Annotated in this window: 25 protein-coding genes; all 25 read right to left on the bottom strand. The window is 44.6% G+C overall.

Going from position 1 to position 26,095, the window contains the following annotated elements:
- Window positions 1-22: 22 nt before the first annotated feature.
- A complete protein-coding gene (locus tag ACUN27_RS15770) occupies window positions 23-766 on the bottom strand; it encodes a DUF3388 domain-containing protein (RefSeq protein ID WP_379171917.1) in 744 nt (247 codons plus the stop codon).
- Window positions 767-885: 119 nt separating this feature from the next.
- Window positions 886-1,737, bottom strand: coding sequence for a hypothetical protein (locus ACUN27_RS15765; protein ID WP_326060253.1), 852 nt, complete (start codon window positions 1,735-1,737; stop codon window positions 886-888).
- Between the two features lie 92 nt (window positions 1,738-1,829).
- Window positions 1,830-2,081: a DUF3243 domain-containing protein gene (locus ACUN27_RS15760; protein ID WP_127450964.1), complete on the bottom strand. Its 252-nt coding sequence runs from the start codon at window positions 2,079-2,081 to the stop codon at window positions 1,830-1,832.
- A gap of 93 nt (window positions 2,082-2,174) precedes the next feature.
- Window positions 2,175-2,930: an elongation factor P 5-aminopentanone reductase gene (ymfI, locus tag ACUN27_RS15755; RefSeq protein ID WP_315951024.1), complete on the bottom strand. Its 756-nt coding sequence runs from the start codon at window positions 2,928-2,930 to the stop codon at window positions 2,175-2,177.
- A complete protein-coding gene (yfmH, locus tag ACUN27_RS15750) occupies window positions 2,927-4,216 on the bottom strand; it encodes an EF-P 5-aminopentanol modification-associated protein YfmH (protein WP_315951025.1) in 1,290 nt (429 codons plus the stop codon). Before yfmH ends, ymfI begins: the two co-directional genes overlap by 4 nt.
- Before the next feature lie 3 nt (window positions 4,217-4,219).
- Entirely contained in the window at window positions 4,220-5,500 is a 1,281-nt protein-coding gene (gene yfmF, locus ACUN27_RS15745) for an EF-P 5-aminopentanol modification-associated protein YfmF (protein ID WP_315951026.1), read from the bottom strand.
- Window positions 5,501-5,599: 99 nt separating this feature from the next.
- A complete protein-coding gene (gene sleB, locus ACUN27_RS15740) occupies window positions 5,600-6,409 on the bottom strand; it encodes a spore cortex-lytic enzyme (protein ID WP_315951027.1) in 810 nt (269 codons plus the stop codon).
- 139 nt (window positions 6,410-6,548) lie between these two features.
- A complete protein-coding gene (locus ACUN27_RS15735) occupies window positions 6,549-9,113 on the bottom strand; it encodes a DNA translocase FtsK (protein ID WP_315951028.1) in 2,565 nt (854 codons plus the stop codon).
- A 64-nt stretch (window positions 9,114-9,177) separates the two neighbouring features.
- On the bottom strand, window positions 9,178-9,414 hold the full coding sequence (locus tag ACUN27_RS15730) for a YlzJ-like family protein (protein WP_315951029.1): 237 nt from the start codon (window positions 9,412-9,414) through the stop codon (window positions 9,178-9,180).
- Window positions 9,411-10,151, bottom strand: coding sequence for a ClpP family protease (locus ACUN27_RS15725; protein ID WP_379171920.1), 741 nt, complete (start codon window positions 10,149-10,151; stop codon window positions 9,411-9,413). Before ACUN27_RS15725 ends, ACUN27_RS15730 begins: the two co-directional genes overlap by 4 nt.
- Before the next feature lie 177 nt (window positions 10,152-10,328).
- A complete protein-coding gene (locus ACUN27_RS15720; RefSeq protein ID WP_127450978.1) occupies window positions 10,329-12,005 on the bottom strand; it encodes a ribonuclease J in 1,677 nt (558 codons plus the stop codon).
- A gap of 168 nt (window positions 12,006-12,173) precedes the next feature.
- Window positions 12,174-13,037, bottom strand: coding sequence for a 4-hydroxy-tetrahydrodipicolinate synthase (dapA, locus tag ACUN27_RS15715; RefSeq protein ID WP_315951031.1), 864 nt, complete (start codon window positions 13,035-13,037; stop codon window positions 12,174-12,176).
- A gap of 25 nt (window positions 13,038-13,062) precedes the next feature.
- Window positions 13,063-14,280 (bottom strand): aspartate kinase, encoded by a 1,218-nt coding sequence (dapG, locus tag ACUN27_RS15710; RefSeq protein WP_315951032.1) that lies wholly within the window; start codon window positions 14,278-14,280, stop codon window positions 13,063-13,065.
- Between the two features lie 44 nt (window positions 14,281-14,324).
- Window positions 14,325-15,362: an aspartate-semialdehyde dehydrogenase gene (locus ACUN27_RS15705; protein WP_445559166.1), complete on the bottom strand. Its 1,038-nt coding sequence runs from the start codon at window positions 15,360-15,362 to the stop codon at window positions 14,325-14,327.
- 36 nt (window positions 15,363-15,398) lie between these two features.
- Window positions 15,399-15,992 carry a dipicolinate synthase subunit B gene (locus ACUN27_RS15700; RefSeq protein ID WP_127450986.1) on the bottom strand — a complete coding sequence of 198 codons (594 nt, stop codon included), beginning with the start codon at window positions 15,990-15,992 and terminating at the stop codon, window positions 15,399-15,401.
- A complete protein-coding gene (gene dpsA / locus ACUN27_RS15695) occupies window positions 15,989-16,888 on the bottom strand; it encodes a dipicolinate synthase subunit DpsA (RefSeq protein ID WP_315951034.1) in 900 nt (299 codons plus the stop codon). The genes ACUN27_RS15700 and dpsA overlap by 4 nt, the downstream gene beginning before the upstream one ends.
- A 125-nt stretch (window positions 16,889-17,013) precedes the next feature.
- Entirely contained in the window at window positions 17,014-17,469 is a 456-nt protein-coding gene (dut, locus tag ACUN27_RS15690) for a dUTP diphosphatase (RefSeq protein ID WP_315951036.1), read from the bottom strand.
- Window positions 17,456-18,712 (bottom strand): M16 family metallopeptidase, encoded by a 1,257-nt coding sequence (locus tag ACUN27_RS15685; RefSeq protein WP_445559165.1) that lies wholly within the window; start codon window positions 18,710-18,712, stop codon window positions 17,456-17,458. The genes dut and ACUN27_RS15685 overlap by 14 nt, the downstream gene beginning before the upstream one ends.
- A 106-nt stretch (window positions 18,713-18,818) precedes the next feature.
- On the bottom strand, window positions 18,819-19,874 hold the full coding sequence (locus ACUN27_RS15680) for a polysaccharide deacetylase family protein (RefSeq protein WP_445559164.1): 1,056 nt from the start codon (window positions 19,872-19,874) through the stop codon (window positions 18,819-18,821).
- Between the two features lie 162 nt (window positions 19,875-20,036).
- Window positions 20,037-22,139, bottom strand: a complete 2,103-nt coding sequence (gene pnp, locus ACUN27_RS15675; protein ID WP_315951041.1) for a polyribonucleotide nucleotidyltransferase — start codon at window positions 22,137-22,139, stop codon at window positions 20,037-20,039.
- A gap of 263 nt (window positions 22,140-22,402) precedes the next feature.
- Entirely contained in the window at window positions 22,403-22,672 is a 270-nt protein-coding gene (gene rpsO / locus ACUN27_RS15670) for a 30S ribosomal protein S15 (protein ID WP_029195252.1), read from the bottom strand.
- Window positions 22,673-22,835: 163 nt separating this feature from the next.
- Complete coding sequence (locus ACUN27_RS15665; protein WP_315951044.1) at window positions 22,836-23,774, bottom strand: bifunctional riboflavin kinase/FAD synthetase; 939 nt, start codon at window positions 23,772-23,774, stop codon at window positions 22,836-22,838.
- Between the two features lie 49 nt (window positions 23,775-23,823).
- A complete protein-coding gene (truB, locus tag ACUN27_RS15660; RefSeq protein ID WP_315951046.1) occupies window positions 23,824-24,741 on the bottom strand; it encodes a tRNA pseudouridine(55) synthase TruB in 918 nt (305 codons plus the stop codon).
- On the bottom strand, window positions 24,738-25,739 hold the full coding sequence (locus ACUN27_RS15655; protein ID WP_315951048.1) for a DHH family phosphoesterase: 1,002 nt from the start codon (window positions 25,737-25,739) through the stop codon (window positions 24,738-24,740). Before ACUN27_RS15655 ends, truB begins: the two co-directional genes overlap by 4 nt.
- Entirely contained in the window at window positions 25,736-26,095 is a 360-nt protein-coding gene (gene rbfA, locus ACUN27_RS15650) for a 30S ribosome-binding factor RbfA (protein WP_315951050.1), read from the bottom strand. Before rbfA ends, ACUN27_RS15655 begins: the two co-directional genes overlap by 4 nt.

Genomic DNA, 26,095 nt, shown 5'->3' with positions numbered 1-26,095 from the left:
TTAGTTAATGACGTTACAAACCTTAAAATGGTTCGGACGTATACGTAAATGAATCGTAATTGATTTCCTCATCCGGGCTGTTACGAAGCTCAATAATATAATCAAAGTGATTATAAGTGTATTCCGATTCGCGAATAAATATATCCGGATGCTCGATTACCTTCGTAGAAGGCATAGCCATGATATCCTGTAAAAGACTATGATGCTTCTCATTCGAACGAATCGTGGAAACGATTCCGTCAATAATAAACACATTGTTAGGCGTCATCTCATCTTCGGATAATTGGCTGCGAACCGTCTGACGAAGCAACGTGGAAGAAACGAATGTCCAGCGTTTATTTGCACAAACACTTCCTGCAATAATCGATTCCGTCTTGCCAACCCGAGGCATGCCGCGAAGCCCGATCACATGATTACCTTCACGTTTGAAAACCTCGCCAAGGAAGTCAACCAATAACCCTAACTCATCACGGGTAAACCGGAATGTTTTGCGATCATCCGAATCACGTTCGATATATCGACCATGACGTACAGCCAAAATATCCACGAGCTTGGGTGGACGCAATGCCGTAATAGTAATATTATCTACTTTTTTCAGCATTTTACCCATTAAGTCAATTTTTTCTTCATCGTTAGTTTGAAGAAGCATACCGCGCGTACGATCTTCAACCCCATTAATGGTTACAATATTAATATCCAACATCCCCATTAAGGAAGCGATATCCCCTAATAACCCGGGACGATTTTTGTGAATCTTATACTCCATATACCATTCTTTAACGTCCAATCCTTCCACCTCATCGCTGTATCTGTAACGTCCTTTTGTTAGCTCTTCAAATAAATTCTACAATTTTCGCCAATTTCCTTCTGTAAAGAAGCACGAATTTATTTCATTTTGAGTTCAGTAAGCTCTTTTTCATTATAATTTAAAGCGCCTTTCTGCCATGACTTACTTGTCATTACAAGAAGCCGGTCATCGAGAATTTGCGGCCAGTTAAGCTCAGCTGATAATGAATTAGAAACATCTATGACAGATGTTCCCAGCGTTTTTGCTTTTTGCAGCTGCGCTTCTGTCGCGGGAGAATAGAAAATAATCCAAGCAGCATAGTGCTGTCTCGTTTGGAAAGCTAGCTGCTGAAACCATTGTTCATTATTATCAAGCAAAACAATGTGGTCCGCTTCTTCCGAAGGTGCCCATGCGGAAGGAATCGGGCGATCGCTTCTCGTTACCCATTCCACCGTAACATTCTGAGCCATGAGATTTTGAATCCACTGATTCTTCAAGTTTTCAATCTGTTGAGAATCAATTTGCAATAACGCAGCTTGCTCAATGGCTGTGCTCGCACTCCCGTTTACATCCAACTGACTCTGTAATAATGTCCATTTACCCGGATTTAACCCCTGCTGAATCACCCCATTGGCCGAAGGAAACAAATCGTTGCCGATAACATATATGTAATCGTACGAGCTTGCTTTCAATTTCGTGAGCACACGATCATCCACTGCACTCAAATCGTTAATCCAATCATAGGCGATAAAATTGGCGTCTCTCCACTTTTGAAGCGCACTCCCAATGGAGTCCTTAGCGGTTTGAGATAAATTAACGCTAGAAAGCATCAAGACAGATAATTTCTTATCCAATAACTCCTGTTTGATAACTGGAATACCTCGATTTCCACAGCCTGCAACAATAAAAGATAAGAGCAAAATCATAAGCATAGAACGTTTGATAATCATAAAATTCGATTCCTTTCTACCTAAGAAAGCGTGCAAAAGCCTCCGAAAGAGGAGGCTTTCACATAGTACCCTATTGAATTGTAAAACGGTTATTAACCTTTGTCTACTAATTTTACCATGAGGCGGGCAAGCGTACGTTTATCCTGCTCATCCCCGGCATCCCATAGCTCTTTGAGCACACGTTCCTGCTCATTTTCCGGATCAACTTTATCAGCTAGGAATTCACCAATTTGAAAAGCGAGCTTTGAGATGGTTTCATCACTCATCCCCGCATGTCCAGCTTGACTAACCCGTTCAGCCAGAAACTCTTTCCACTTGTCAAATACTTTAAGTACTGTAGCCATTGTAAGAAGCCTCCTTTGAGTTATGAGAGATGGTCATTACATAAGTAATATTCGCTTCTCCCACTAGAATTATGCGCGCTTCTTACAATGACATTAAGTTAACCATCCACCATTAGGGCTTATAATTTGACCCGTGATATAGCCGGATTCAGGCAAGGCCAAGAAATAAACGAGCGAAGCCACCTCATAAGGCATTGCAAAGCGGCCGACCGGAATTTCGCTGGCAATCGCATCCCGCTCCTCAGTTTGAAACCCGGACATCATATCCGTTTCAACAGCCCCTGGAGCAACGGCATTCACTGTTACGCCGGATGGAGCAAGTTCTTTAGCTAATGCCTTAGTGAACGCATTCAGCCCACCTTTTGCCGTGGAATACACCACTTCACAAGATGCCCCTGAGATACCCCAAATCGAGGATACATTAATGATTCGACCATACTTTTGGGAAATCATCGCTTGCATAAAGGTTTGCGAACAAAGAAATGCTCCCTTTAAATTAACGTCCATGACAGAATCCCATTCTTCTTCGCTTACATCTGACAACAGCCCGTAATGAGCAATACCAGCATTATTCACGATGATATCAGGAACCATATCTTTTTGCTCCAGCTTTTCCTTCATCAAAAGAATTTGTTCTCGGGATTTGACATCTGCAGATACGGTGAGTACCTTCGCGCCATGCTTCATGCAAGTTCTGGCAACTTCATTCGCCGCTTCATGAGAATCGCGGTAGTGGATGACCACTTTCATCCCTACCGCGGCGAAGCGCTCAGCAATCGCTGCTCCAATCCCCCGGCTGGCACCCGTAATGAGAACCGTTTGCTCACTAAATGGCTTGGAAAAGGTCACGACTTCTCACGACTTTGAACAATGGAAATAGCAAGCTTACTCCAATCAAAATGCTCTCTGAAGCGTCGATTAACATCCTGAAGCGTAATTTGCTCATAAACAGGCAAAATGTCAAACAAATCAATGCCTTTAAAGCGGTATTTCGTAAACTCATTCGCAATCGATTCCGGGGAATTCATCATCCGTAAGAAATTGCCGATTTTTTTCTTGCGGCTGCGTTCAAAGGTAACCTCATCAAGCCCAGGGCTTTTCCTTTTTTCGACTTCTTCACGGATACGGGCAATAAGCTGATCAGGATCTTTGGTGTCTCCGCCAAGGATAGAGAAGGCATATCCATCGCTGCAATTATATTCATGTCCGAAATTATCAGAGATAAGCTGTTCATCATAAAGCGCTTGATAAATATCCGAGCTTGAGCTGAACAAGACGTCCAGCATTAATTTCGTTGTCAGTTCTCTGACTAGCAAATCCTTGCCATTCACAGCCGGCGCTTGCTCCTTGAAGCCAATTAAACACTTCGGCATCGATACTGGAAGCAAGGTAACTCTGCGTGCTTCCTTCACCTCTACTGGCTCTTCCGGGAAAAATCGTTTGATTTCTCCTTGCGGTGGAAATGTTTTGGCAGCTTGGTTCTCCTTCACAAGTTTAATTACTTCTTCCGCATTCACCCCACCTACAACAAACAAGCTCATATTGCTCGGATGGTAGAAGGTATTGTAGCACTCATACAAAGTCTCCTTTGTAATTTTGGAAATCGAAGCTACGGTCCCCGCGATATCAATATGAATGGGATGCTTGGCGTATAAGGATTCAATTAAACCGTAATAGCTTCTCCAGTCCGCATTATCTTCGTACATTTTAATTTCTTGACCGATAATCCCTTTTTCTTTTTCCACATTTTCATCTGTAAAATAAGGATTTTGCACGAAATTAATTAATGTCGTTAAATTGGTTAAATAATTGTCCGTTGACGAGAACAAATACGCGGTCCGGTCAAAACTTGTGAAAGCGTTCGCTGATGCCCCGTTCGAAGCAAAAGTTGCGAAAATATCACCCTCGGGCTCCTCAAACATTTTGTGCTCCAGGAAATGGGCAATACCGTCCGGAACTTGAACAGCCGCTTTCCCTTCAACTTGAAAATCGTTATCAATAGAACCATACTGCGTCGTGAACGTCGCATAGGTTTTCTGGAAACCTTCTTTGGGCAGAACAAACACATGAAGCCCATTATCGAGCACTTCGTGATAAATCGTTTCACCCAGGTGTGGATAAGGAATAACTTTCATGGCCTACTCTCCCTCCCGATCCCGTAAAAAATAAATCGTATCCAGTTGAACTCGCTTAGCAGCATCAGCAATCGCCGGAACGTCGATTTGTTCCACGGACTCGATTAACCCCGCTACTGTGCGCTCTTTACCCGACAAGATCGCATTAAAATCAAAAGAAATTAATTCAAAAGCGGAATCCTGGATTTCTCGAAGCTGATTCGCAATCATAGCCCGCGTCTGGCTTAGTTCAATATCATTGATATCTCCCTGCTCCATCGCCGTTAGCTGCTTGCGGATAATATCAACCGCTTTCTCATAATTGGCCATTTCAATACCTGATTGGATCGTTAATATGCCTTTGTGTCCATCAAATCGAGAAGAAGCATAATAAGCTAAACTTGCTTTCTCACGGACGTTAATAAACAGCTTGGAATGCGGATATCCGCCTAGGACCCCATTATACATAAGAGCTACAGGATAGAGCTCATCCCCATAGGAAATATTCGTGCGCAGTCCCATGTTGAGTTTACCTTGATTAACGTCTAATCGCTCGACAACCGTTTTCACTTCACCTGAAGCGCCCCGCGGAGCCGAGGTCACGTAACCAACATCTTGATTGCGATCAATTTTGAACGCGGAAGAGACAATTCCTTCAACTTCAGCGAGCGTTGTGTTACCTACCACATAAATATCTATCGGCTGTGATTGAAGCCACTGTCTATACTGTTCGTAAAGCTGCTCGGAATTAATACGGTCAAGATCCGCTATTTTACCCAATGGGTGAAGACGATACGGATCGTCACTGCACATTTCTTCGATGCAGCGCTCAGCGGCATAGCGGATTTTATCATTAATAACGGATTCAATACGCTTCTGAAGCGTTTGCTTCTCGGAATCTACATATTTGGTGCGAAAATGATTACCTTCCAGAGCAGGTCGTGTAAGCGTTTCTCCAACAAAATCAAGCCCTTGTTTCAAGAGTGATTGCGCAGACTTTACGAAACGGTCATTAATGATATCCATCCGCAACTGCACAATTTGATAATCGCCTCTTTTGTAAATATCAAATCCAAAACCTGCACCGTACAGATCATCCAAATACTCTCGAAATTGCTTCGTTTCCGGCCGTAATTCTGTTCCTCTGCGTAATACAAAAGGAGTAAGGGCGGTATTCGTGACCGTATCTTCATCTAAGGGACGGCCTATGTACACGGAAATAGCAAACGTTTTGAACCGATCTGTCGGCAGCACATGCAAACGAATATGATTCAATGTACTGCGCTCAAATTGTATATGCTTCAAAGGTCTGTCTCCCTTCTAAGATCGTAATAGTTCCATTATATTCCTATACGAAGAGGAGAAGCAACCAATGCCGGTTCCTTCTCCCTGTCCATTTCAAAATTATTTACAAAAAATATGCTTGCCAATATTCTTAACTTGTGGTCGGCTCCAAATCCACTTGGATGTTGCTGTTTCCGGGTTAAAATAATAGATACACCCGCCTGTAGGATCCCAGCCGCTTAATGCATCTTTAACCGCTTTTTTCGTCGACTCGCTAGGTGTAAGCCAAATTTGGCCATCTGCTACAGCGGTAAACGCACCTGGTTGAAAGATAACACCCGAAACCGTGTTAGGAAAGCTCGGGTTTTTGACGCGGTTCAAAATGACTGCGGCTACTGCTACTTGTCCAACATACGGCTCGCCGCGTGCTTCACCATTCACAGCATTCGCCATCAAGTTAATATCCTGCTCCGAGAGGCCAAGGTTATTAGATGGAGTAAGATTAGCCGGCTTTTGGTCCGAAGCAGCATTCTCTGTACCACCAGCAGTTCCGCCGCCACCTCCACCACCACCGCCTGTGTTACCTCCAGTCGCTGGTGCAGTTGGTTTCCAATTCTTCGTAGCTTCCCATAGTTTAAGTTTTGTTTTTGGCCCTACAATTCCATCTACGGTCATCCCAAATTCGCCTTGGAAACGTTTCACAGCCGTTAATGTCTTATACCCATAATCACCGTCTATATTGCCGCCATAAAAACCGATGAATTTCAAACGTCCTTGCAGCTCATTGACGTCTGCACCCGTAGCTCCATAACGTATCTCATTTTTGCTGAACGTTTCTTCCGCCGGCGGGTTGAACTTTCCTTTCAATTGGAAGGCAACAACCAATACGAAAACAATGCAAAAGGTTACTACAATTAATCGTTTATTCATTCCCCTTCTCAACCTCACTTTTCAAATAAGAGCCTTTTCTTACTTTTCTTAGCTTATTATGAGAAAGGGGGTCTTGGTTTATGCAAACAAAAACACTCTCCAGAAAGAGAGTGTCCAAGTAATCATCTTACATCTGTTATCAACTAATTCGATTGTGTTGGTATTGCTCGATTGACATTAGCACTTCACGTGGTTTGCTTCCCTCATAAGGGCCGACAACGCCTTTGGCTTCCATGGCGTCTACAAGCCTAGCTGCGCGTGTATAGCCAACTCTCATGCGTCTTTGAAGTAAGGAAACGGAGGCTTGTTTCGCTTCCAAAACGATTTGAACGGCTTGATCATACAGCTCGTCCTCGAATTCATTTTGTTGTTCCGGCATTTCTTCAACTTGCGGTACCAATTCTTCTTGGTAATTGGCTTGTTCTTGTGTACGTACAAAAGTTACGACATGTTCGACCTCTTGGTCAGATAAAAAGGCTCCCTGTACACGTACCGGCTTGGATGCTCCAACAGGCAAATAAAGCATATCGCCTCGGCCTAGCAGCTTCTCGGCACCAACCATATCCAAAATGGTCCGTGAATCGACTTGGGAAGAAACACCAAATGCAATACGCGAAGGGATATTGGCTTTGATAACCCCCGTGATGACATCAACGGAAGGCCTTTGCGTAGCAATAATCAAATGAATACCTGCTGCACGAGCCATCTGAGCTAATCGGCAGATCGAATCTTCTACGTCATTAGCTGCGACCATCATTAAATCCGCCAACTCGTCTACAATGACAACGTAGTAAGGCAGTGGAGCCGCTGTGCCGCTTTCAGTCAGCATAGCATTGTAGCCTTCAATATTTCGCGTTCCACTCTTCGAGAATAACTCGTAGCGTTTCTCCATCTCAACAACGATTTTCTTAAGAGCCAAAGATGCTCTTCGTGGATCTGTTACAACCGGCGCCAGAAGATGCGGTATTCCATTGTAGACATTTAACTCAACCATCTTGGGGTCGATCATCAAAAACTTGACTTCATTCGGTTTAGCTTTGTACAAGATACTCGTAATGATCCCGTTGATACATACGGATTTACCTGAACCTGTAGCACCGGCTACTAGTAAGTGGGGCATTCTAGCCAAATTCCCGACGATAGGTTGTCCGGAAATATCCCTCCCGAGTACAACAGACAAGCGAGAACTCGATTCTTGAAATGCTGATGTTTCCATCACTTCTCGCATCGTTACAACGGAAACCTCTAGATTTGGAACCTCAATCCCAATTGCGGATTTACCCGGAATCGGAGCTTCCATCCGAATATCCTTAGCGGCAAGCGCTAACGCAATGTCGTCCGTTAAGGAAACAATTCGACTTACCTTCACCCCGACATCGGGTTGAATCTCATACCGTGTAACAGCAGGTCCCCTGACGACCTCGAGCACTTTGGCACGCACACCGAAGCTTTCCAAGGTGGCTTCCAGCTTCCGGGCATTCGCTTTGTAGTCCGACATCTCACTGCCTTTGCCGACAGCCGGCTTCGCCAGCAGATCGAGTGCAGGCATCTCATAAGGACGGGTTTGAACGGCCGGTACATGATCTTGAAACTCTAAAGTAACAGGCTCATCTTCCGCAGTTGCATCACTAACTGAAGCTGGTTTTGTCTTAGGTATCGCCGTTATTGATGCAGCCGAAACAGGTTTAGCCGATTGTTGGGCTTCTTGAAACACTTGTTCCTGAAAATCGCGAATGATCGGTGTGACAGGCTGATCTTCCGATGGAATCTCGGCAGCAGATGGCACTTCATTCGATTTGTAAACCACTTCTTCGGAAGCTTCCGTTTCTTCTGCATTATGTACAAATTCATCTTCATTCTCATCACTTGCCGCTGCAGTTGCTTTCTTGCGGCCTTCTTTAATAGGACGCAGCAGCTCCATGATAAGCGGTGATTTCTTCCGTTTCACAGGCTGGAATACTTCTTCATCGAACTCATCGTCAACAGGGACATAAGCCTGCCTCTTTACTTTCTTGTCATTGGCTCCAGAGGCCGTGGCCGTGGCAACTTGCGCGGGTTGTCGCCCTTCTCGATCCTGCAGCCATTCTTTCATTCTGTCTTTGAAATTTTGTCCGACATTGCTGAACCGTCCGCGGATTACGTTGCCGATATCCACATAAGAGATGCCGGTAGCCAGAATAAAGCCTATGACAAATAAGGCGTACTGAATTAATCTTGCACCTAAGTAGTCAAATAAAAAGTACAAGATACTGTACAGCATAGCGCCAATCATGCCGCCGCCTATCCCGTGCTCAAGCGCAGCCTTGCCTGCTTCCGTCGGATGCAGCCCCTCCAACATGGCGTTCCATGTCGACGAAATGATTTTGCCTGACGTAAATCCGCCATCCGGGTACAATTGAGCAAATAAATCAATGTGATTTTTTATCAAAAGTCCAAGAATAAACAGCAAAATGCCTGCTTTCTTAGGCGTCACCATCTGTGGCCAGGCTCGTTTGATCATGGCATATAAGGCCACATATATGAAAATGAGAGGCACTAACGAATACCACGTTCCAACAAAAAAGCGGAAAAGGTAAATCAATGAGTTTCCGACATGTCCTTGATGGGCAAGTGCAATGACGGAAAAAATCAAAATGAGAATCCCGTACAATTCGAATAACAAGCTAGTTTTTAAAGCCTTACCCTTCTTCTTGCGTTTCGCCACGCTTGTCACCCCCAAGTCCACATTATACCATATTTGGCTTGAGGGATGATACAGGAACAACGCTTTATGTGAGTGAAGTCTCCATAATTGGACTATAAGAAATTATAGTTCCAGGAGCATATTGCTGTTTTAAATAGTCCTGCGGGTTACAGCTGTACAGTCTGACAATACGCGCTTGAAAGCCGCTAATTGGCTCAATCTGCATCATGATTCCGCCTTGCTCAATATCCATGAACTTGGGCTCATACGTATCCGCCCCTTCAAAAATCACATCCATAGGCACGACCGAATAGTGAATCATTGTACCATGCCACCGCCCATAGCTGCCTTTTTCGACTCAATACGCTTGTTAAGCTCCCGAATGGCATCACCGATTCCGCCGACCTGGTTGATTAAGCCGTATTTCACAGCATCCTCGCCAATGACCGTTGTGCCGATATCTCTGGTTAACTCCCCCGTCTTAAACATCAACTCTTTAAACTTTTGTTCCGTTATATTGGAATGTTTCGTTACGAATCGAACGACGCGTTCTTGCATTTTATCCAGATACTCAAAAGTTTGCGGGACACCGATAATTAAGCCATTTAATCTGATTGGATGAATCGTCATCGTCGCAGTCTCCGCAATAATGGAGTAATCTGCTGAAACCGCTATTGGAACACCGATGCTGTGCCCTCCCCCTAGAACTAAAGCGATTGAAGGCTTCGAGAGGGTCGACACCATCTCTGCTATCGCTAACCCCGCTTCAACATCTCCACCCACTGTATTTAAAATAATCATGACGCCTTCAATCTTTGGATTCTGCTCCGCGGCGACCAATTGTGGGATGAGGTGCTCGTATTTCGTTGTTTTGTTCTGCGGCGGGAGCACGATATGGCCTTCCACCTGGCCAATGATCGTAAGACAAAAAATGTTCGACTCACCCGAAATCGTATTGGTTTGGCCTAATTGCTGAATATTTTCGAGAACAGGATTTTTCTTCCCTTCCTCTGTCACTGGTTCCTGCTGCTTCGTCGGTTCTGTAGATGATGCCACAATAAGTCCCCCTTCATGTTTGACTAACAATCCTTACAGACTTGGATCATAATCTCCCATAGTATGAATATTCTTGGTACCTTTCATGCATCATTTTTTGTTTTGGGCCGACTGAAAAAAGCTCCCTCCAGTGACGGAGAGAGCTTTGCTATTTGCATAGGTTCAAGTGACTGTTCGAGCCTAGACTTCCATGATAATTGGAAGGATCATTGGTCTTCTTCTGGTTTGTTCATATAAAAAGCGTCCGAGAACATCTTTTACATTAGTTTTTAAAGATGCCCATTCATTTACATTTTCGTTCATTAACTTCGTTAATGTATTGGTAACGATTCGATTGGCTTCTTCCAAGAGGCCCTCTGATTCACGTACATACACGAATCCACGAGAAATGATATCCGGTCCGGATAAAATTTTGCCATCTTGTTTACTGAGAGTAACAACGACTACAAGAATACCGTCCTGAGACAGTAACTTACGGTCACGCAACACAATGTTGCCTACATCTCCGACGCCCAGTCCATCAATCAGAATGTTGCCGCTTTGAACTTTGGAACCTTTGCGTGCAACTCCATTTTGAATTTCTACCGTGTCACCGATATCACACATAAAAATATCTTCTTTCGCCATACCTACAGACTCAGCAAGGAGTCCATGCTGACGGAGCATGCGATATTCACCGTGGATTGGAATAAAGTATTTCGGCTTCATTAAATTGAGCATAAGCTTCAATTCTTCTTGACTGCCGTGACCTGATACGTGTACACCGGTCACTGAACCTGGTCCGTAAATCACATTAGCACCGATACGGAACAATTCATCTACGGTACGACCTACATCACGTTCATTTCCTGGAATCGGCGTAGCTGCAATAATGACCGTATCACCTGGTAAAATATCAACTTTACGGTGGGTGGAACGTGCCATTCTTGTAAGTGCAGACATCGGCTCGCCTTGGCTTCCTGTGGAAAGAATGACAACACGGTCAGCAGCAAGCTTGTTCACTTCTTCTGGCTCAATCAACATGCCGTCCGGAATGTTCAAGTAACCTAATTCGCTTGCAATCGATACCACATTAACCATGCTTCGACCAATAACGGTAACTTTACGATTCGTTGCAGCCGCTGCATCAAACACCTGTTGTACACGATGAATGTTAGATGCAAAAGTTGCAATAACCACTCTCTGTTTAGCTTTACGGAACACTTCTTCAATCTCAATACCTACACTGCGCTCCGAGCCTGTGTAACCAGGTCGTTCTGCATTGGTACTGTCAGAAAGCAAGGCAAGAACGCCTTTCTTCCCGATCTCTGCCATGCGGTGCAAATCGGCATATTGATCATTCACAGGAGTTTGATCAAATTTGAAATCTCCTGTATGCACAACCACACCTTCCGGTGTATCCAGAGCGACACCTACAGAATCAGGGATACTGTGATTAGTTTTGAAGAATGTTGCAGTAATAGTGCCTAAAGAAAGTACGGAATCCGCGTTAATAAGGATCCGGTTTGTTGTACCGAGCAAGTTCGCTTCCTTCAGCTTCGCCTCAATGAGACCCATTGTAAGTTTAGTCGCATACAGTGGAACATTAAGGTGCTTAAGCACGTAAGGTAAGCCGCCGATATGATCTTCATGGCCGTGAGTAATGATAATGCCGCGTACTTTATCCCGATTCTCCGTTAAGTATCCGATATCTGGAATGACAATATCAATTCCGAGCATGTCCTGCTCAGGAAATTTCAAACCACTATCAATGACGATGATATCGTTCGCATACTGAACGCAATACATATTTTTTCCGATTTCGCCCACGCCGCCAAGAGCGAAGATCAAAAGTTTATCAATATTTTTTTTGGACAAGAATATACCTCCTTCTAAGATTGGACGACGAATTTTAGATGAAAAACCGAACTAGTCACTTGCAACCATTATACATGAAAAAAAACAACAAATACAAGTTAATACCGATTACAATAGCTTCCCCAAAAAAAGAAAACCGATGCCGGAGCACCGATTCATTAGGCGTTATCATACAAAAAGTGATTGGATGAATTGTCCTTCTTGCTCGGATACTCGAACTAACGGAAGTCTCACGCCCCCTGTTTGGATACCTTTCAGTGCAAGAGCATGCTTGATTGGAGCAGGACTCGGAACACGGAAAATGCCAATAAACACAGGGTGCAGCTTACGATGAAGCTCTGCCGCTTGCTGAATGTTACCTTCTAAATAATACTTTACCATAGATTGCATTTCTTTTCCAATCACATGGCTCGCAACACTAATAATTCCATGACAACCTACGGATAATGCTGGCAGGGCATTGCTGTCATCCCCGCTGTATACTAGAAAACCAGGGGCTGCATCGTTAAGAATACGGGTTAATTGATCCGTGTTCGCACAATCCTTGGTTGCCACAATATTCGAAATGTGGGAAAGACGAATGGTTGTCTCTGCATCCAAATTGACACCTGTACGACCCGGTACATTATAAAGCATGATACTGACGTTAACGGATTCAGCAACTGCTTTAAAATGCTGGTACAACCCCTCTTGCGACGGGCGGTTATAGTAAGGTGCTACGATGAGCAAAGCATCGACTCCGAGTTTCTCAACTTTTTGTGAGAAATGGATGGTGTGTGCCGTGTCATTGCTTCCAGTGCCTGCAATGATCTTGCAACGACCTCGGGCATAACGAACGGATAGCTCGATCAGCTTCAGCTTCTCCTCGTCGGTTAATGTAGGCGCCTCACCAGTGGTCCCACAAATTACGAGGCTATCAGACTGCTGCTCTTCGATCAAATAATTGATTAGCGGTTCTACTTGGTCCCAGTTGACTTGTAATTGCTCGTCAAACGGAGTGACCATGGCTGTGATTACTCTTCCAAAATCCACCGTTTGCACCTCCTGAATCTCATATTCATTTATTTAAACCAAATTTATGATGTAATGCTTTAACCGATTTAATCATATCTTCACCTTGAACAAGCACCCATATCGTCGTATTCGAATCGGCTGATTGCAAGATCCGTATGTCTTCTACCGTTAAAGCCTCTACAATTTGCGCCATAATTCCCGGCACACCGTTCATCCCCCCGCCGATCACAGATACCTTGGCACATCCACTTAAAGCATGGGGTTCGTAACCATGGCTTCTGAGCAGCTTAACTGCACGTTCGGCTTCATGGTCGAAAACGGTATAAACAACTGCCGATGGATTCACACTGATAAAATCAACACTGATTTGGTTCTGCGCCATCGTTTTGAACACACGAAGCTGCAGATCAAATTGCCCCTCAACGGCAGCCACATAGATTTGCGTAATGTTCGTAAAATGGGCAATCCCCGTAACAAATCGGTCTTTTACTTGATTCAAGTCATGCGGGATACTGTCTGAAGCTGTAACCAAAGTGCCTAATTCCTTCGTGAACGTGGATCGCACCCGGATCGGAATATTAGCGTGCATAGCGACTTCTACGGCACGCGGATGAATCACTTTGGCGCCATTGTGCGCCATATTGCAAATTTCGGCAAAACTGACTCGAATGAGCGGTTTAGCGTCCTCCACAATTCTTGGATCCGCTGTCATTATCCCATTCACGTCAGTGAAAATATCAACAATCTCGGCTTTCAGTGCTGCTCCTAACGCAGTCGCTGATGTATCACTACCTCCGCGTCCCAGCGTAGTCAGCTCATCCTCGCTTGTTTTACCTTGAAAACCAGTAACAATAACGACCATATCTTGTTCCAGTAACTCTAGAATACGGTTAGGCTGCATAGCAACAATCTTAGCGTTACCATGATCGTCATTTGTTAAAATACCAGCTTGCCCACCTGTCAAAACTGTTGAGCGTATGCCTCTAGACTGCAATAAACTGCACAAATGTACCGCAGAAATTAACTCTCCGCAGCCCATTAGCATATCGAGTTCCCGCGCCGGCAGCCCCTCTCCGTTCTTACGAACAAGATCTAAGAGCGTGTCAGTCGCATAGGGTTCCCCTTTACGTCCCATCGCAGAAACAACAACGACTAATTTGTATTCATCGATTAGTGCATCTTGAATATGTCCAATAACATGTTCTCTAGCCTGTGCGGTGGAAAGCGAGGTACCTCCGAATTTCTGTACAAGGATTCGCATGAGTTTCCCCCATATTCACTGCAACTTAATCGCAGTAATGCTGATTATTGTTCTATAGCAATATATTCAGCAATTTGCACAGCATTCCAAGCAGCGCCTTTGAGCAGGTTGTCAGAAACAATCCACATATTCAGTGCTTTTGGGTTGCTCAAATCGCGGCGTACGCGTCCAACAAAAGTTTCCAGCTTGCCCGCTGCATCTGTTGCTAGTGGATATTGCTGCTCAGCCGGATTGTCAACTAGAACGATACCAGGAGCATCTGCAAGCAATGTTTTCACTTCTTCTACGTCGAAATCTTCCTTCAATTCCACGTAAACGGACTCTGAATGTCCATACACAACAGGGATACGCACACAAGTGGCAGTCACTTCAATGGACTCGTCACCCATAATTTTTTTCGTTTCAAGAATCATTTTCATCTCTTCATTGGTAAAGCCATTGTCGAGGAACTTATCGATTTGAGGGATTGCATTAAAAGCGATTTGGTGTTTCACCGGCAATGAGCCCACTGGCAAAATGTCCGGATTCGCATCGTTACCTGCAAGTACCTCTTTCGATTGTCTCAACATTTCATGAATCGCTTTCGCGCCCACTCCAGAAACAGCTTGATACGTCGATACGATGATGCGGGAAATGCCGTAACGATCGTATAAAGGCTTCAGGGTTGCAACCATCTGAATCGTGGAACAGTTCGGATTTGCAATGATACCTTTGTGCTCGTTGATTTTGTCAACATTCACTTCTGGAACAACCAGAGGTGTGTCTGGATCCATTCGGTAAGCACTTGTGTTATCAATACAAATTGCACCTGCATTTACCGCGTGCGGAGCTAACGCTTTAGTCACGTCGCCACCAGCGCTAAACAAGGCAATATCCACACCCTCAAAGCTGTCTGGGGTAGCTTCTTGAACCGTTACCTCTTGGCCCTTGAAAGGGATCTTGACACCCGCTGAGCGTGCGGAAGAAAGCAATTTTAATTCCTTGATGGGGAAATTCCGTTGTTCTAATAGACGGATGATTTGTTCACCTACTGCGCCTGTTGCTCCGACGACTGCAATGTTGAAAAGCTTCTGGTTGGACATGAGCTGGTCTCTCCCCTTCAAGATTTATATATGAAATTAGTACTGAAATCTCTCAATAATCATGGGTTGCAATTGCTTGCCATCCAACGCAGATTCACAAGCTTCCATAATCAAGTCCATGCGAGCCACCAACGAATTTGGCTTAGCTCCAGGTGCATCTTGACCAAAAGGAACAAAATAAATGTTCTTCGTAATCAGAAGCTTAGCGATATTCATCGCATTCAAACCCAGTCCGTCATTGGTAGAAATAGCTAAAACAAGCGGACGTAAGTTCCGCATTTGCGCTTTGGCAGCCATAAGTACAGGACTTTCTGTCATCGCATTTGCTAGCTTACTAGTTGTATTTCCTGTGCACGGCGCAATAACCATCACATCAAGCAGCTTGGATGGACCTAGTGGTTCTGCATCTACAATTGTCGAAATGATGTTGTTGCCTGTTATGTCCTTTAACTGCTGCTGCCAATCTGCCGATTTACCGAAACGAGTGTCCGTTGTCATGATCGTATTTGATACAATCGGAATGACACGTGCACCAGCATCTACAAATCTCTGAATTTGAGGCATTACCTCTTCCAGCGTACAGTGAGAACCGGTTAACGCGTAACCGACTGTTTTCCCTTGCCAATTCATTCCACATCGCTCCTGTCTCTGAAGTCTTCCTCGATCAGCTGACTTAGTGTGTTCGCCATGATGCGGCCAGCTGTTTTGGGGGCGACGATGCCAGGTAATCCGGGCGCAAGCATCGCTTTGATGCCTCTTTTCTCGGCAAATCGGAAGTCCGTTCCACCGGGTTTAGAAGCCAAATCGATGATCAGCGCGCGATGTGGGATATTGGTAATAACTTGCGCTGTGACTATCATAGTCGGAATTGTGTTAAAAAGCAAGTCAATATTCCCCACTTCCGGATACAGATCTTTCGTGTAAAAAGGCTGAAAACCCATCTCCCACGCCCTTGCGAAATGCTCTGGTTTCCTTACCCCTACCTTAACGGTAGCCCCTAAACCTTGCAGTGTTTTGGCCATAGTGAAACCCGTACGACCAAAACCCAAAACCATACATACAGAACCATGAATGGTAATATCCGTGTTCTGTATCGCCATCATCAGCGCGCCTTCAGCTGTTGGAATGGAGTTGTATATCGCGACATCGTCCCGATCAAATAACTCCACAACGCCTATTCCATGCGCGGCACAAAGATTTTTCAAATAACTTTTGGCCATTCCTGTGTACACCTTGGCATGCTTCGGCAGCGAAGAAATATGAACGTCCGTCAATCTCAGTTCATCGCTTGAAAAGATAGATTCCACTTGTCCCGAATCATCCGTACCTACAGCCGGCAAGATAAGAACATCAATCGTTTGAAGCAGCACGGGATCTAGTTTCGCGTTGGAAACACTGCTAAATTGCCTCCCGAGATTGTCAAAACCGAATAATGTCACTGATGCATCAAGCTCGGTAAATTTCTGAATTACTTCTAGCTGCCGGGCGTCTCCACCCATGAAAGCAACCGAAATCCCAGTAAGCATTCTTTGCTTACACCCCTTTCTCGGTCCGTTTCGATACGTTATAGTATGCGTTCGCCTAAGGATGGGTGCCACTGCTTTTTGAAACAAAAAAAGAACCCCTATACAGAGGTTCTTTCTACTACTTATTATCGTCCTGTGTGACCGAATCCACCTGAGCCCCGCTCCGTTTCCGTCAACTCATTAACTTCGACTAGATCAATCTGTGGTACAAGCTGAAATACCATTTGGGCAATGCGCTCATTGCGCCCAATTGTGAAAGCTTCCTGTCCATGATTAATCAGCAGCACCTTCACTTCACCACGATAATCAGCATCAATTGTTCCTGGTGAATTCAACGTCGTAATGCCATATTTGAATGCCAATCCGCTTCTTGGCCGGATCTGCGCTTCAAGTTCCGGCGGCATGCTCAGTGCAAAACCAGTAGGAATAAGCCTACGCTCACCCGGAGCAAGTATAACAGGTTCGCTTACAGCAGCATGAAGGTCAAATCCGCTTGCGGCTGCAGACATTTTCTGTGGCAAGAGGATATCTTCCTGCCCGGAAACACGTTTTATTTGGACTTCAAACTTAGAGAGAGACAAGCTGATCCCTCCTGAAGCTGCTAATGACATCATCGGAATTCCCAACCATTGACAGAGCAAACGGTGTTGAGAATAATGTTTTGGTTAACGCTTGAATGTGCTCCATTTGTACGCTGTCAATGCGTTCAAGCATTTCATCCAGACTGTAGTGCTTGCCGGTCATCAACTCATTTTTCCCAAAACGGTTCATGCGGCTGCTCGTACTCTCAAGACTAAGAATCAGGCTGCCCTTCAACTGTTCTTTCCCTTTTTTCAACTCGGATTCCAGCATCCCTTTTACCGCTATATCATGAAGCAGCTCCATCGTTACTTTCAAGACTTCTTCTGTTTGTTTAGGTGCTGTCCCAGTATAGATAGTAAACATGCCGCTATCGATATGGGAAGAATGGTACGAATACACCGAATAAGCTAAGCCGCGCTTCTCACGGATTTCTTGAAACAGCCTGGAGCTCATGCCCCCACCAATTGCGTTATTGAGCAGCACCATGGGGTACAGGTTTTCCTCTTGTAAGGAGAGACCTGGCAGTGAGAGACAGATATGATTTTGCTCTGTTTTTTTGGCATGGAAAATCAATTCTCCAAGAAAATCCGGCGCATCATAGCTCGTTTCTTCCCCCGTTTGTGCGAATCCACCAAAATGCTTCTCAATCAGTTCACGAACACTGTCATCAATATTGCCGGCAATGCTAAGCACCGTATTCTCCGTATTATAATGTTTCTTCATATAATTACGAAGATCATCCGACTTCATTTTGGATAAATTCTCTGCCGTCCCGAGAATCGTATAACCTAATGGATGAGTCCCATATGAAGCTTTCGCTAATAAATCATGGACCAAATCGTCAGGCGTGTCTTCATACATCGAAATCTCTTCATAAATGACTCCCTTTTCTTTCTCCAGCTCCCCTTCATCAAAGGAAGAACGGAAGAACATGTCGGAAAGTACATCCATAGCTAGCGGCAAATGCTCATCGAGTACTTTGGCATAATAGCAAGTATACTCTTTGGAGGTAAAAGCATTGACATTTCCGCCAATTCCGTCAAATATCTCTGCAATATCTTTTGCTGAATGGCGCTCCGTTCCTTTGAACAGCATGTGTTCAATAAAGTGCGAAATGCCGTTTTGTTCTTGAGACTCATTACGTGAGCCAGTTTTTACCCAAATTCCGAACGTGACCGATCGAAAAGTAGGGATTTGTTCCATAACCACTCTCAAGCCATTATGTAAGCGATATTTGATCACTAAGTTTCCTCCTCAAAATGAAGCCCGTAAAGTCCCATTTCCAAATTATACTTCCTCAGTCTAACAAAAATGTGCGAGCGACTCAACTTTGCAAGTTCTCCATCACTCAGTTGACAATTTGGTTCGCTTCTTCAACCCGTTTGGAGGAAAGTAATTCCGTTACCGTACCCATGGTTAATCCCTTATTTTTAATCATTCGAATCATCCCTGGCAGTGCGTCTCTGGAAGAAGGCGTTGGATGCATCAGAATAAGCGAGCCTGGCTCAACACTGGTGGAAAGCCTCTGCAGAATGCGGTCTGCTCCGGGATTTTTCCAATCAATCGTATCAAAAGTCCATAATACCGTCTTTAGTTTAAACTCGGATGCTACTTGGACCGTTTCTTGGTTAAAATACCCCGAAGGCGGGGCAAATAGTGTGTTATGCACGCCTAACTGCTGCTTCAGCAACTGTTCCGTTTTGGAGATTTCCTCAACAGCCTTACTCCGGCTGACGTTCCTCATATCCTTATGGGAATAAGCATGATTGGACAATTCATGACCTGCATTCTGAATCGTTTTCGCCATCTCAACATTTTTATTCAACCAAGACCCATCGAGGAAAAATGTGGCGTGCACGTTTTCTTTGCGTAGCGTCTCTAAAATGCTCGGCAAATACTCATTCCCCCAAGCAACATTGATCATAAATGAGACCATTGGCTTTTTGGGATTGCCTTTATAGATGGGGTTTGGTCCCAAATCATCCAACTGGATACTAGGGGGAACTTCTTTCATGACATAATTGATTTTGCCAGGCGTCAACTTGTGCTGAGCCAGTTTAAGCGTTTCAGGAATATCGACTTCTAGACCGTTATAGCCAGGAATTGCTTTCCACACAGGATCTAATTTCGCATTGATCGGAGCAATTTTACGTTTCTCCGCTTCTTGCGTAATTGTATCTAATAAATTATTGCTTTTAGACGGAGTCGATTGGATAGAACCAGATGCCGGGTCCATTGCAAAAACCGGAAGCGCTTCTTCGTCCTCCCAATCGGTCCCGAATACATAGGGACTTTGTCCAGTTTTCACGGACTGAATATAAGCACCCACATTAGGGATAGTATCTAAGGCAAGCATAATCATAGCAAAAAAACTTCCAAGTAGAAGCCATTTCTTGTAGCGCATAGACTGATCCCCCTTCTCCTCATGTCCTGAGTGTATGCAGAAAGGGACAAGAGTAGAACCGGCATGTCCATGTCTAACGAAATAGCAAAAAAGAGACAGATTCATCTGACTCTTTATCCATGACTTAATCTATGAAAAAGGGACTTCACAAGTCACTCGGCTCTAGGTTTGAGCCGGGACTTGCGAAGTTAATGTAGCTTTGCGAGAAAGGTTAACTCTTCCTTGTTGGTCAATTTCCGTTACTTTGACTGTGATTTGATCGCCAACGTTAACGACATCTTCCACTTTCGCTACGCGCTCTGTGGAGATTTGAGAAATATGAACCAGACCTTCTTTACCTGGCAGGATCTCAACGAAAGCTCCGAATTTCTCAACGCGTTTTACAGTACCAAGATACGTTTCACCGACGATAACCTCACGCACGATACCTTCAATAATGGAACGTGCTTTTTCGTTCATTGCTTGATTTGATGAAGCAATGAAAACACGGCCGTCTTGCTCGATATCAATTTTCACGCCAGTTTCTTCAATAATCTTGTTGATGATTTTACCGCCTGCTCCGATAACATCACGGATTTTGTCAGGGTTGATGTTCATTGTCAAGATTTTCGGTGCATATTCGGAAAGAGTTTTCTTCGGTTCCGAAATACGTGAAACCATTTTGCCTAAAATGTGCAAACGGCCTTCTTTGGCTTGCTGCAAAGATTGCTGCAGGATGCTGCGATCGATACCATCAATTTTGATATCCATTTGAAGCGCTGTAATCCCTTCAGCTGTACCCGCAACTTTGAAGTCCATATCGCCAAGATGATCTTCCATCCCTTGAATATCGGACAAAATGGAGAAGTGGTCGCCGTCTTTAATCAGCCCCATCGCAATACCAGCAACCGGTGCTTTAATTGGCACACCAGCATCCATAAGCGCTAATGTACTTGCACAAATACTTGCTTGGGATGTAGAACCGTTGGATTCAAGTACCTCTGATACGAGACGAATCGTGTAAGGGAAATCGGTTTCGTTAGGAATGATAGGCTCTAAAGCTCTCTCCCCTAGCGCACCATGTCCGATTTCACGACGGCCCGGCGGACGAAGCGGTCTTGCTTCACCTACAGAGAACGGAGGGAAATTATAGTGATGCATGAATCGTTTAGTTTCTGTAAGATCCAAGCCATCCAGAATTTGAACATCGCCTAATGCGCCTAATGTACAAACGCTTAATGCTTGTGTTTGCCCACGTGTGAACAAGCCTGATCCGTGCGTGCGCGGCAGCAAGTCGATATCGCAGTCAATCGCGCGAATTTCTTCCAGTTTACGTCCATCCGGTCTAACTTTATCATGCGTAATCAAACGGCGAACTTCTTCTTTGACGATATCATAAAGAGTTTCTTTAACATCGCCTAACAACTCCGGTGTTTCCGCATACAAAGCTGTAAAATGTTCCACCGCTTCAGCGTTCACAACGTCAATTGCTTCTTGTCTAGCATGTTTCTCGGAAATTTTGATGGCATCGACTAATCTAGCCTGCGCGAAGTCGCGAACTGCTTTGCTTACATCAGCATCAACCGTGTGGAGTTTCACTTCCATTTTCGGCTTGCCTGCGATTTCAACCAATTCCTCAATAACAGCAACAATTTTGCGGATTTCATCATGTCCGTACATAATCGCTTCGAGCACAACGTCCTCGGATACTTCGTTGGCGCCTGCTTCAACCATCATGATTGCGTCTTTTGTTCCTGCAACCGTTAAATGAAGATCACTTTTCTCCGCAATTTCACCTGTTGGGTTGATTACGAATTGACCATCCACACGTCCAACAATGACACCGCCAACAGGACCGTTGAAAGGAACATCAGAAATGGCCAGCGCTGCGGAAGTACCGATCATTGCCGCGATTTCTGGTGGACATTCTTGATCCACGCTCATCACCATGGATACGATTTGGACATCGTTACGGAATCCTTCAGGAAATAGCGGACGAATCGGACGATCCGTCAAACGGCTCGCAAGAATTGCCTTTTCGCTTGGGCGACCTTCACGCTTAATAAATCCGCCTGGAATTTTACCTACGGAATATAGTCTTTCTTCATAATTGACAGTCAACGGGAAGAAATCCAAGTCTTTCGGTCCGCTGGATGCTGTAACTGTACTTAGCACAACCGTGTCACCATAGCGAACGGTAACTGCTGCATTGGCTTGTTTGGCAAGTCGGCCCGTTTCAAGAATGAACGGTTTACCGCCAAGTTCCATTTGTACCCTTTTCTCCATAAAATCCTCCTAAGGAAATTTCTTATTCATTATGTGTCTTGATACGCATTCACAGAAAAGGAGGTCGATACCTCAAACCTTAGACTCCGTATGTATCCAAAAACTTGCCTAGCACTTGAGTCATCCTCTATTTCTGCGTAGTGTGTAGTATTTCCTTCTTTTTCCGTTTTAAAAATACAAGAAAAAGCAACCTCGTTGCCACTCTCTGCGCAAGCTTTATCAAGCCCAGCAAAGGAGCAACAGGTTGCTTCTCATTGTCGGTTTTATCGACGCAAACCAAGCTTCTCGATCAAAGCACTATAACGGCTTACATCTTTGTTCTTCACGTAAGCAAGAAGCTTACGGCGTTGTCCAACCATTTTAAGCAAACCACGACGGGAGTGGTGATCTTTCTTGTGTGTACGAAGGTGGTTCGTAAGGTTTACAATGTTCTCAGTAAGGATTGCTACTTGTACCTCAGGTGAACCTGTGTCGGTATCGTGTACCTTGTGAGTTTGAATCAGTTGTGTTTTGCGCTCTTGTGTTAATGCCATGATTGTTCATCTCCTAAATTCTATTGTATCCCCATAAGCCTAGAAATCGCCGATGATAGCGTCTAACCAAGCTTAGGTTCATGCCAAAGGAATTGTCCTTTGGGCAACGTTAATCAGTATACCATAACCACATAGTAGAAGTAAATGTTTGTTTCGGTATGATTTATTCTAGTTTATTTTTCGCAGCTTCCGCATCTACCTTGATTTGCGCAATCAGCTCGTCAATGGACGAAAATTTACGCTCGGGACGAAGGAAAGCAATGAGTTCAACCTTCATTTGTTCGCCATAAATTTGCTCGGAGAAATCAAATAAATGAGCTTCAAACGATGGTTTCAACTCCCCAGTCGCGAAAGTCGGCTTTACGCCAATATTCATGACGCCTTTATAGGTTTCCCCTTTGATTGAAGCTTTAATCGCATACACGCCATTTGTAGGAATAACATAGGTCTCGTCCAATTGCAAATTAGCTGTTGGAAACCCTAGCAGTCTTCCTCGCTTTTCTCCATCTATCACGATGCCGCTAATGCTGTAGGGACGACCAAGAAGTCTTGTAACTGTGTCAATATCCCCTTGTTGCAACGATTCACGAATGAGTGTAGAACTAACTTTTTCGCCGTCCATTTGAAAAGGTCTCACCACTTCTACAGAAAATTTCCCGTGACTCAATTCGCAAAGCGAATCCGGGTTTCCTTTGCCTTGATAGCCGAAAGTAAAGTCAAAACCGCAAATGACGCTGTTCACACCTAGCCGATCCAAGACTTGATCCACGAATAGCTCCGGGGACAATCGCATTAGCGAAGCGTCGAAGGTAACTATATAGGTATGATTGACGCCAAGCGAGGCAAATATCTCCATCTTCTCTTTCATCGGTGTCAAAAGATCAATGTATTTATCCTGCCCCATTACCGATCTGGGATGCGGGTGGAAAGTCATGATCGCCGTCGGAAGATTCAGCTTTTTAGCAGTAAGTAACGCTCGTCCAATGACCTCTCGGTGCCCCAAGTGAACACCATCAAAATCACCTATAGCGACTACCTGCTCTCCGACAAATACGCGCGGAGTATCAAAATCAATGGGATATGATATTGGTATTATTTGCATATAAGTTCAATTCACCTATCCATTTCAGCCTGTCCCTGCTTGTAATGGGTTAAAGAAATACTTTTGAAGGGATCAGGATTTGGCTAGAGCTTTTCCATTCATAAAGCCCTAGGAACCTTTTATCCGGAGAATAAGCACGGATCAAGGTTGGAGAACCCGCCGCTGCACCCGTAATGCGATTCACAGCTATTGAAATCCTTTTTCCTTGCTGCGCATGAATGGCTTCTTGTTCGGAAAGCTCAACCGAAGGCATATGAGAGATCGCTTCGTCCATAGGAATCATACGGTCTTGCAACACGCCTTGATCTTTCAATTCTTTGATTTGCTCAAAGGTTAGACACTGTTCCTGACGGATATTGCCTGTAGAAGTCCTGATCAAGCTACTCATAACCGCAGGATACCCTAAAGCTTTACCAATATCAACACATAAGGTTCGAATATAGGTCCCTTTCGAGCAAGAAACACGGAAATGTATTTCCGGATGCTTTTGCTGCAAATCCATACGAAGAATGTCTAATTGATGAATCGTTACTTTACGTGATTTGCGCTCAACTTCCTTGCCTTCGCGGGCCAGCTCATACAGCCGCTTCCCGTCGACCTTAACAGCCGAGAACATAGGAGGAATCTGTTCGATCTCTCCGACAAATCGAAGCAAAGCCTCGCGAACAACCGTTTCGTCCAATTGTACGAGAGCAACTTCTTCGAGTACATTGCCTGTCATATCTTCTGTATCTGTTGAAAGGCCAATTCGAAGTACGGCTTCATATTCTTTCGGCAATTCCTGTATATATTCAACCATCCGCGTTGCTCGACCAATGCAAAGCGGCAGAACCCCTGTCACTTGCGGATCTAGCGTGCCGGTGTGGCCAATACGTCTAATTCCAAGTATACCTCTGACTTTGGCTACAACATCATGAGATGTGAAGCCTTCCGGTTTCCAAACAGGCAAGATGCCTTCTAGCGTCATATCAGCTTGCTCCCTACTTCCTGAACCATTCTTGCTACTGCTTCTTCAATTGTTCCTTGGATTGTGCAGCCTGATGCTCGCACATGACCGCCTCCACCAAGGGATTGAGCGATCGCTGCAACGTCGACAAGTCCTGAAGAGCGAAGACTTACTTTAATTATGCCGGGCGCCTTTTCTTTAAATAGCATACCCACTTCGACGCCTTCCACGTTACGAGGATAGTTCACCAGTCCATCTAAATCTTCACTAGAAGCCCCTGTAGACTCCAAATCAGCTAAAGAGACTGCGAGCCACGCTAATTTGCGATCATGAGCAAACGAGAGGGTAGATAACGCCTTCTGTAGAAGAACAATTTGCGAATACGTCACTCTCTCTAGAACTTGCTCGGCAATTTCGGAGCCCTGAACACCCAAAGCAAGCAGAGACGCTCCAATTTGCATAACTTCCGGCGAAGTATTCGAATAACGAAAACCGCCTGTATCTGTAAGCAAACCTGTGTAGATGCAGTCACCAATGGCCAAGTTCAAACTCATGTTCATATGTATGGCTAAATCATACAAAATTTGAACAGTCGCGGCCGCATCATGCTTAATCAAATGACACGAACCAAATCTATCATTGGTTGGATGATGATCAACATTGAGCAGCTGAGCTTGTTCATCAAAAAGAGTGCTGACCCTACCTATTCTGGAGAAATCAGCACAATCAACACTTATTATGGTCTTGTAACGTCTACTCGTTATTTCTTTGCTAAAATCAAGTACCTGATCGCTTCCCCACAGATAGGAAAATTTAGAAGGCATAGGACCTTCGTTCATCATGGTAAATGTCTTCCCTAGCTGGCTCAGAAGCCATCCCATCGCGTATGTAGAGCTGGCGGCATCCCCATCCGGCTGGATGTGAGATACCACCAAGAAATCATCATGCTGCTCGATAAACTTAGCTGCTGCTTCCAGCTGCTGGCTGTATTCGGTGGCATGCATCATTCCATTACTCATACACTTGGATTTCCTTCCTGGTTTAGCTTATGAAGCAAGTTCTCGATATGACTGCCATAATCGATAGACGCATCGAACTTGAACTGTAATTCCGGGATTTTCCTTAACCGAATTCGTTTGCCAAGCTCAGAACGGATGTAACCGGAACCTGCAGAAAGCGCCTTTAGAGTGGCCTCTTTCTGTTCGTCCGTACCCATCACGCTTAGAAACACACGCGCTAAGGAAAGATCGTTTGTTACTTCAACACCTGTAACAGTTAGGAAACCAATTCGCGGGTCTTTTAACTCCGATTGAACGATTTGGCTTAATTCTTTCTTGATTTGTTCGCTTACTCGACCTACACGCACTCTAGCCAT

Source organism: Paenibacillus sp. WC2504 (assembly GCF_052682475.1).
The sequence above is the reverse complement of the archived record's forward strand: the minus strand, read 5'-3'. Positions and strand labels throughout refer to the sequence as shown.

Coding starts and splice junctions, on each gene's coding strand:
- ACUN27_RS15770 (WP_379171917.1), bottom strand. CDS start 766: ATGGAGTATAAGATTCACAAAAATCGTCCCGGGTTATTAGGGGATATC.
- ACUN27_RS15765 (WP_326060253.1), bottom strand. CDS start 1,737: ATGATTATCAAACGTTCTATGCTTATGATTTTGCTCTTATCTTTTATT.
- ACUN27_RS15760 (WP_127450964.1), bottom strand. CDS start 2,081: ATGGCTACAGTACTTAAAGTATTTGACAAGTGGAAAGAGTTTCTGGCT.
- yfmH (WP_315951025.1), bottom strand. CDS start 4,216: ATGAAAGTTATTCCTTATCCACACCTGGGTGAAACGATTTATCACGAA.
- sleB (WP_315951027.1), bottom strand. CDS start 6,409: ATGAATAAACGATTAATTGTAGTAACCTTTTGCATTGTTTTCGTATTG.
- ACUN27_RS15730 (WP_315951029.1), bottom strand. CDS start 9,414: ATGATTCACTATTCGGTCGTGCCTATGGATGTGATTTTTGAAGGGGCG.
- dapG (WP_315951032.1), bottom strand. CDS start 14,280: ATGCGAATCCTTGTACAGAAATTCGGAGGTACCTCGCTTTCCACCGCA.
- ACUN27_RS15705 (WP_445559166.1), bottom strand. CDS start 15,362: ATGTCCAACCAGAAGCTTTTCAACATTGCAGTCGTCGGAGCAACAGGC.
- ACUN27_RS15700 (WP_127450986.1), bottom strand. CDS start 15,992: ATGAATTGGCAAGGGAAAACAGTCGGTTACGCGTTAACCGGTTCTCAC.
- dpsA (WP_315951034.1), bottom strand. CDS start 16,888: ATGCTTACTGGGATTTCGGTTGCTTTCATGGGTGGAGACGCCCGGCAG.
- ACUN27_RS15680 (WP_445559164.1), bottom strand. CDS start 19,874: ATGCGCTACAAGAAATGGCTTCTACTTGGAAGTTTTTTTGCTATGATT.
- pnp (WP_315951041.1), bottom strand. CDS start 22,139: ATGGAGAAAAGGGTACAAATGGAACTTGGCGGTAAACCGTTCATTCTT.
- rpsO (WP_029195252.1), bottom strand. CDS start 22,672: ATGGCATTAACACAAGAGCGCAAAACACAACTGATTCAAACTCACAAG.
- ACUN27_RS15665 (WP_315951044.1), bottom strand. CDS start 23,774: ATGCAAATAATACCAATATCATATCCCATTGATTTTGATACTCCGCGC.
- truB (WP_315951046.1), bottom strand. CDS start 24,741: ATGACGCTAGAAGGCATCTTGCCTGTTTGGAAACCGGAAGGCTTCACA.
- ACUN27_RS15655 (WP_315951048.1), bottom strand. CDS start 25,739: ATGAGTAATGGAATGATGCATGCCACCGAATACAGCCAGCAGCTGGAA.
- rbfA (WP_315951050.1), bottom strand. CDS start 26,095: ATGGCTAGAGTGCGTGTAGGTCGAGTAAGCGAACAAATCAAGAAAGAA.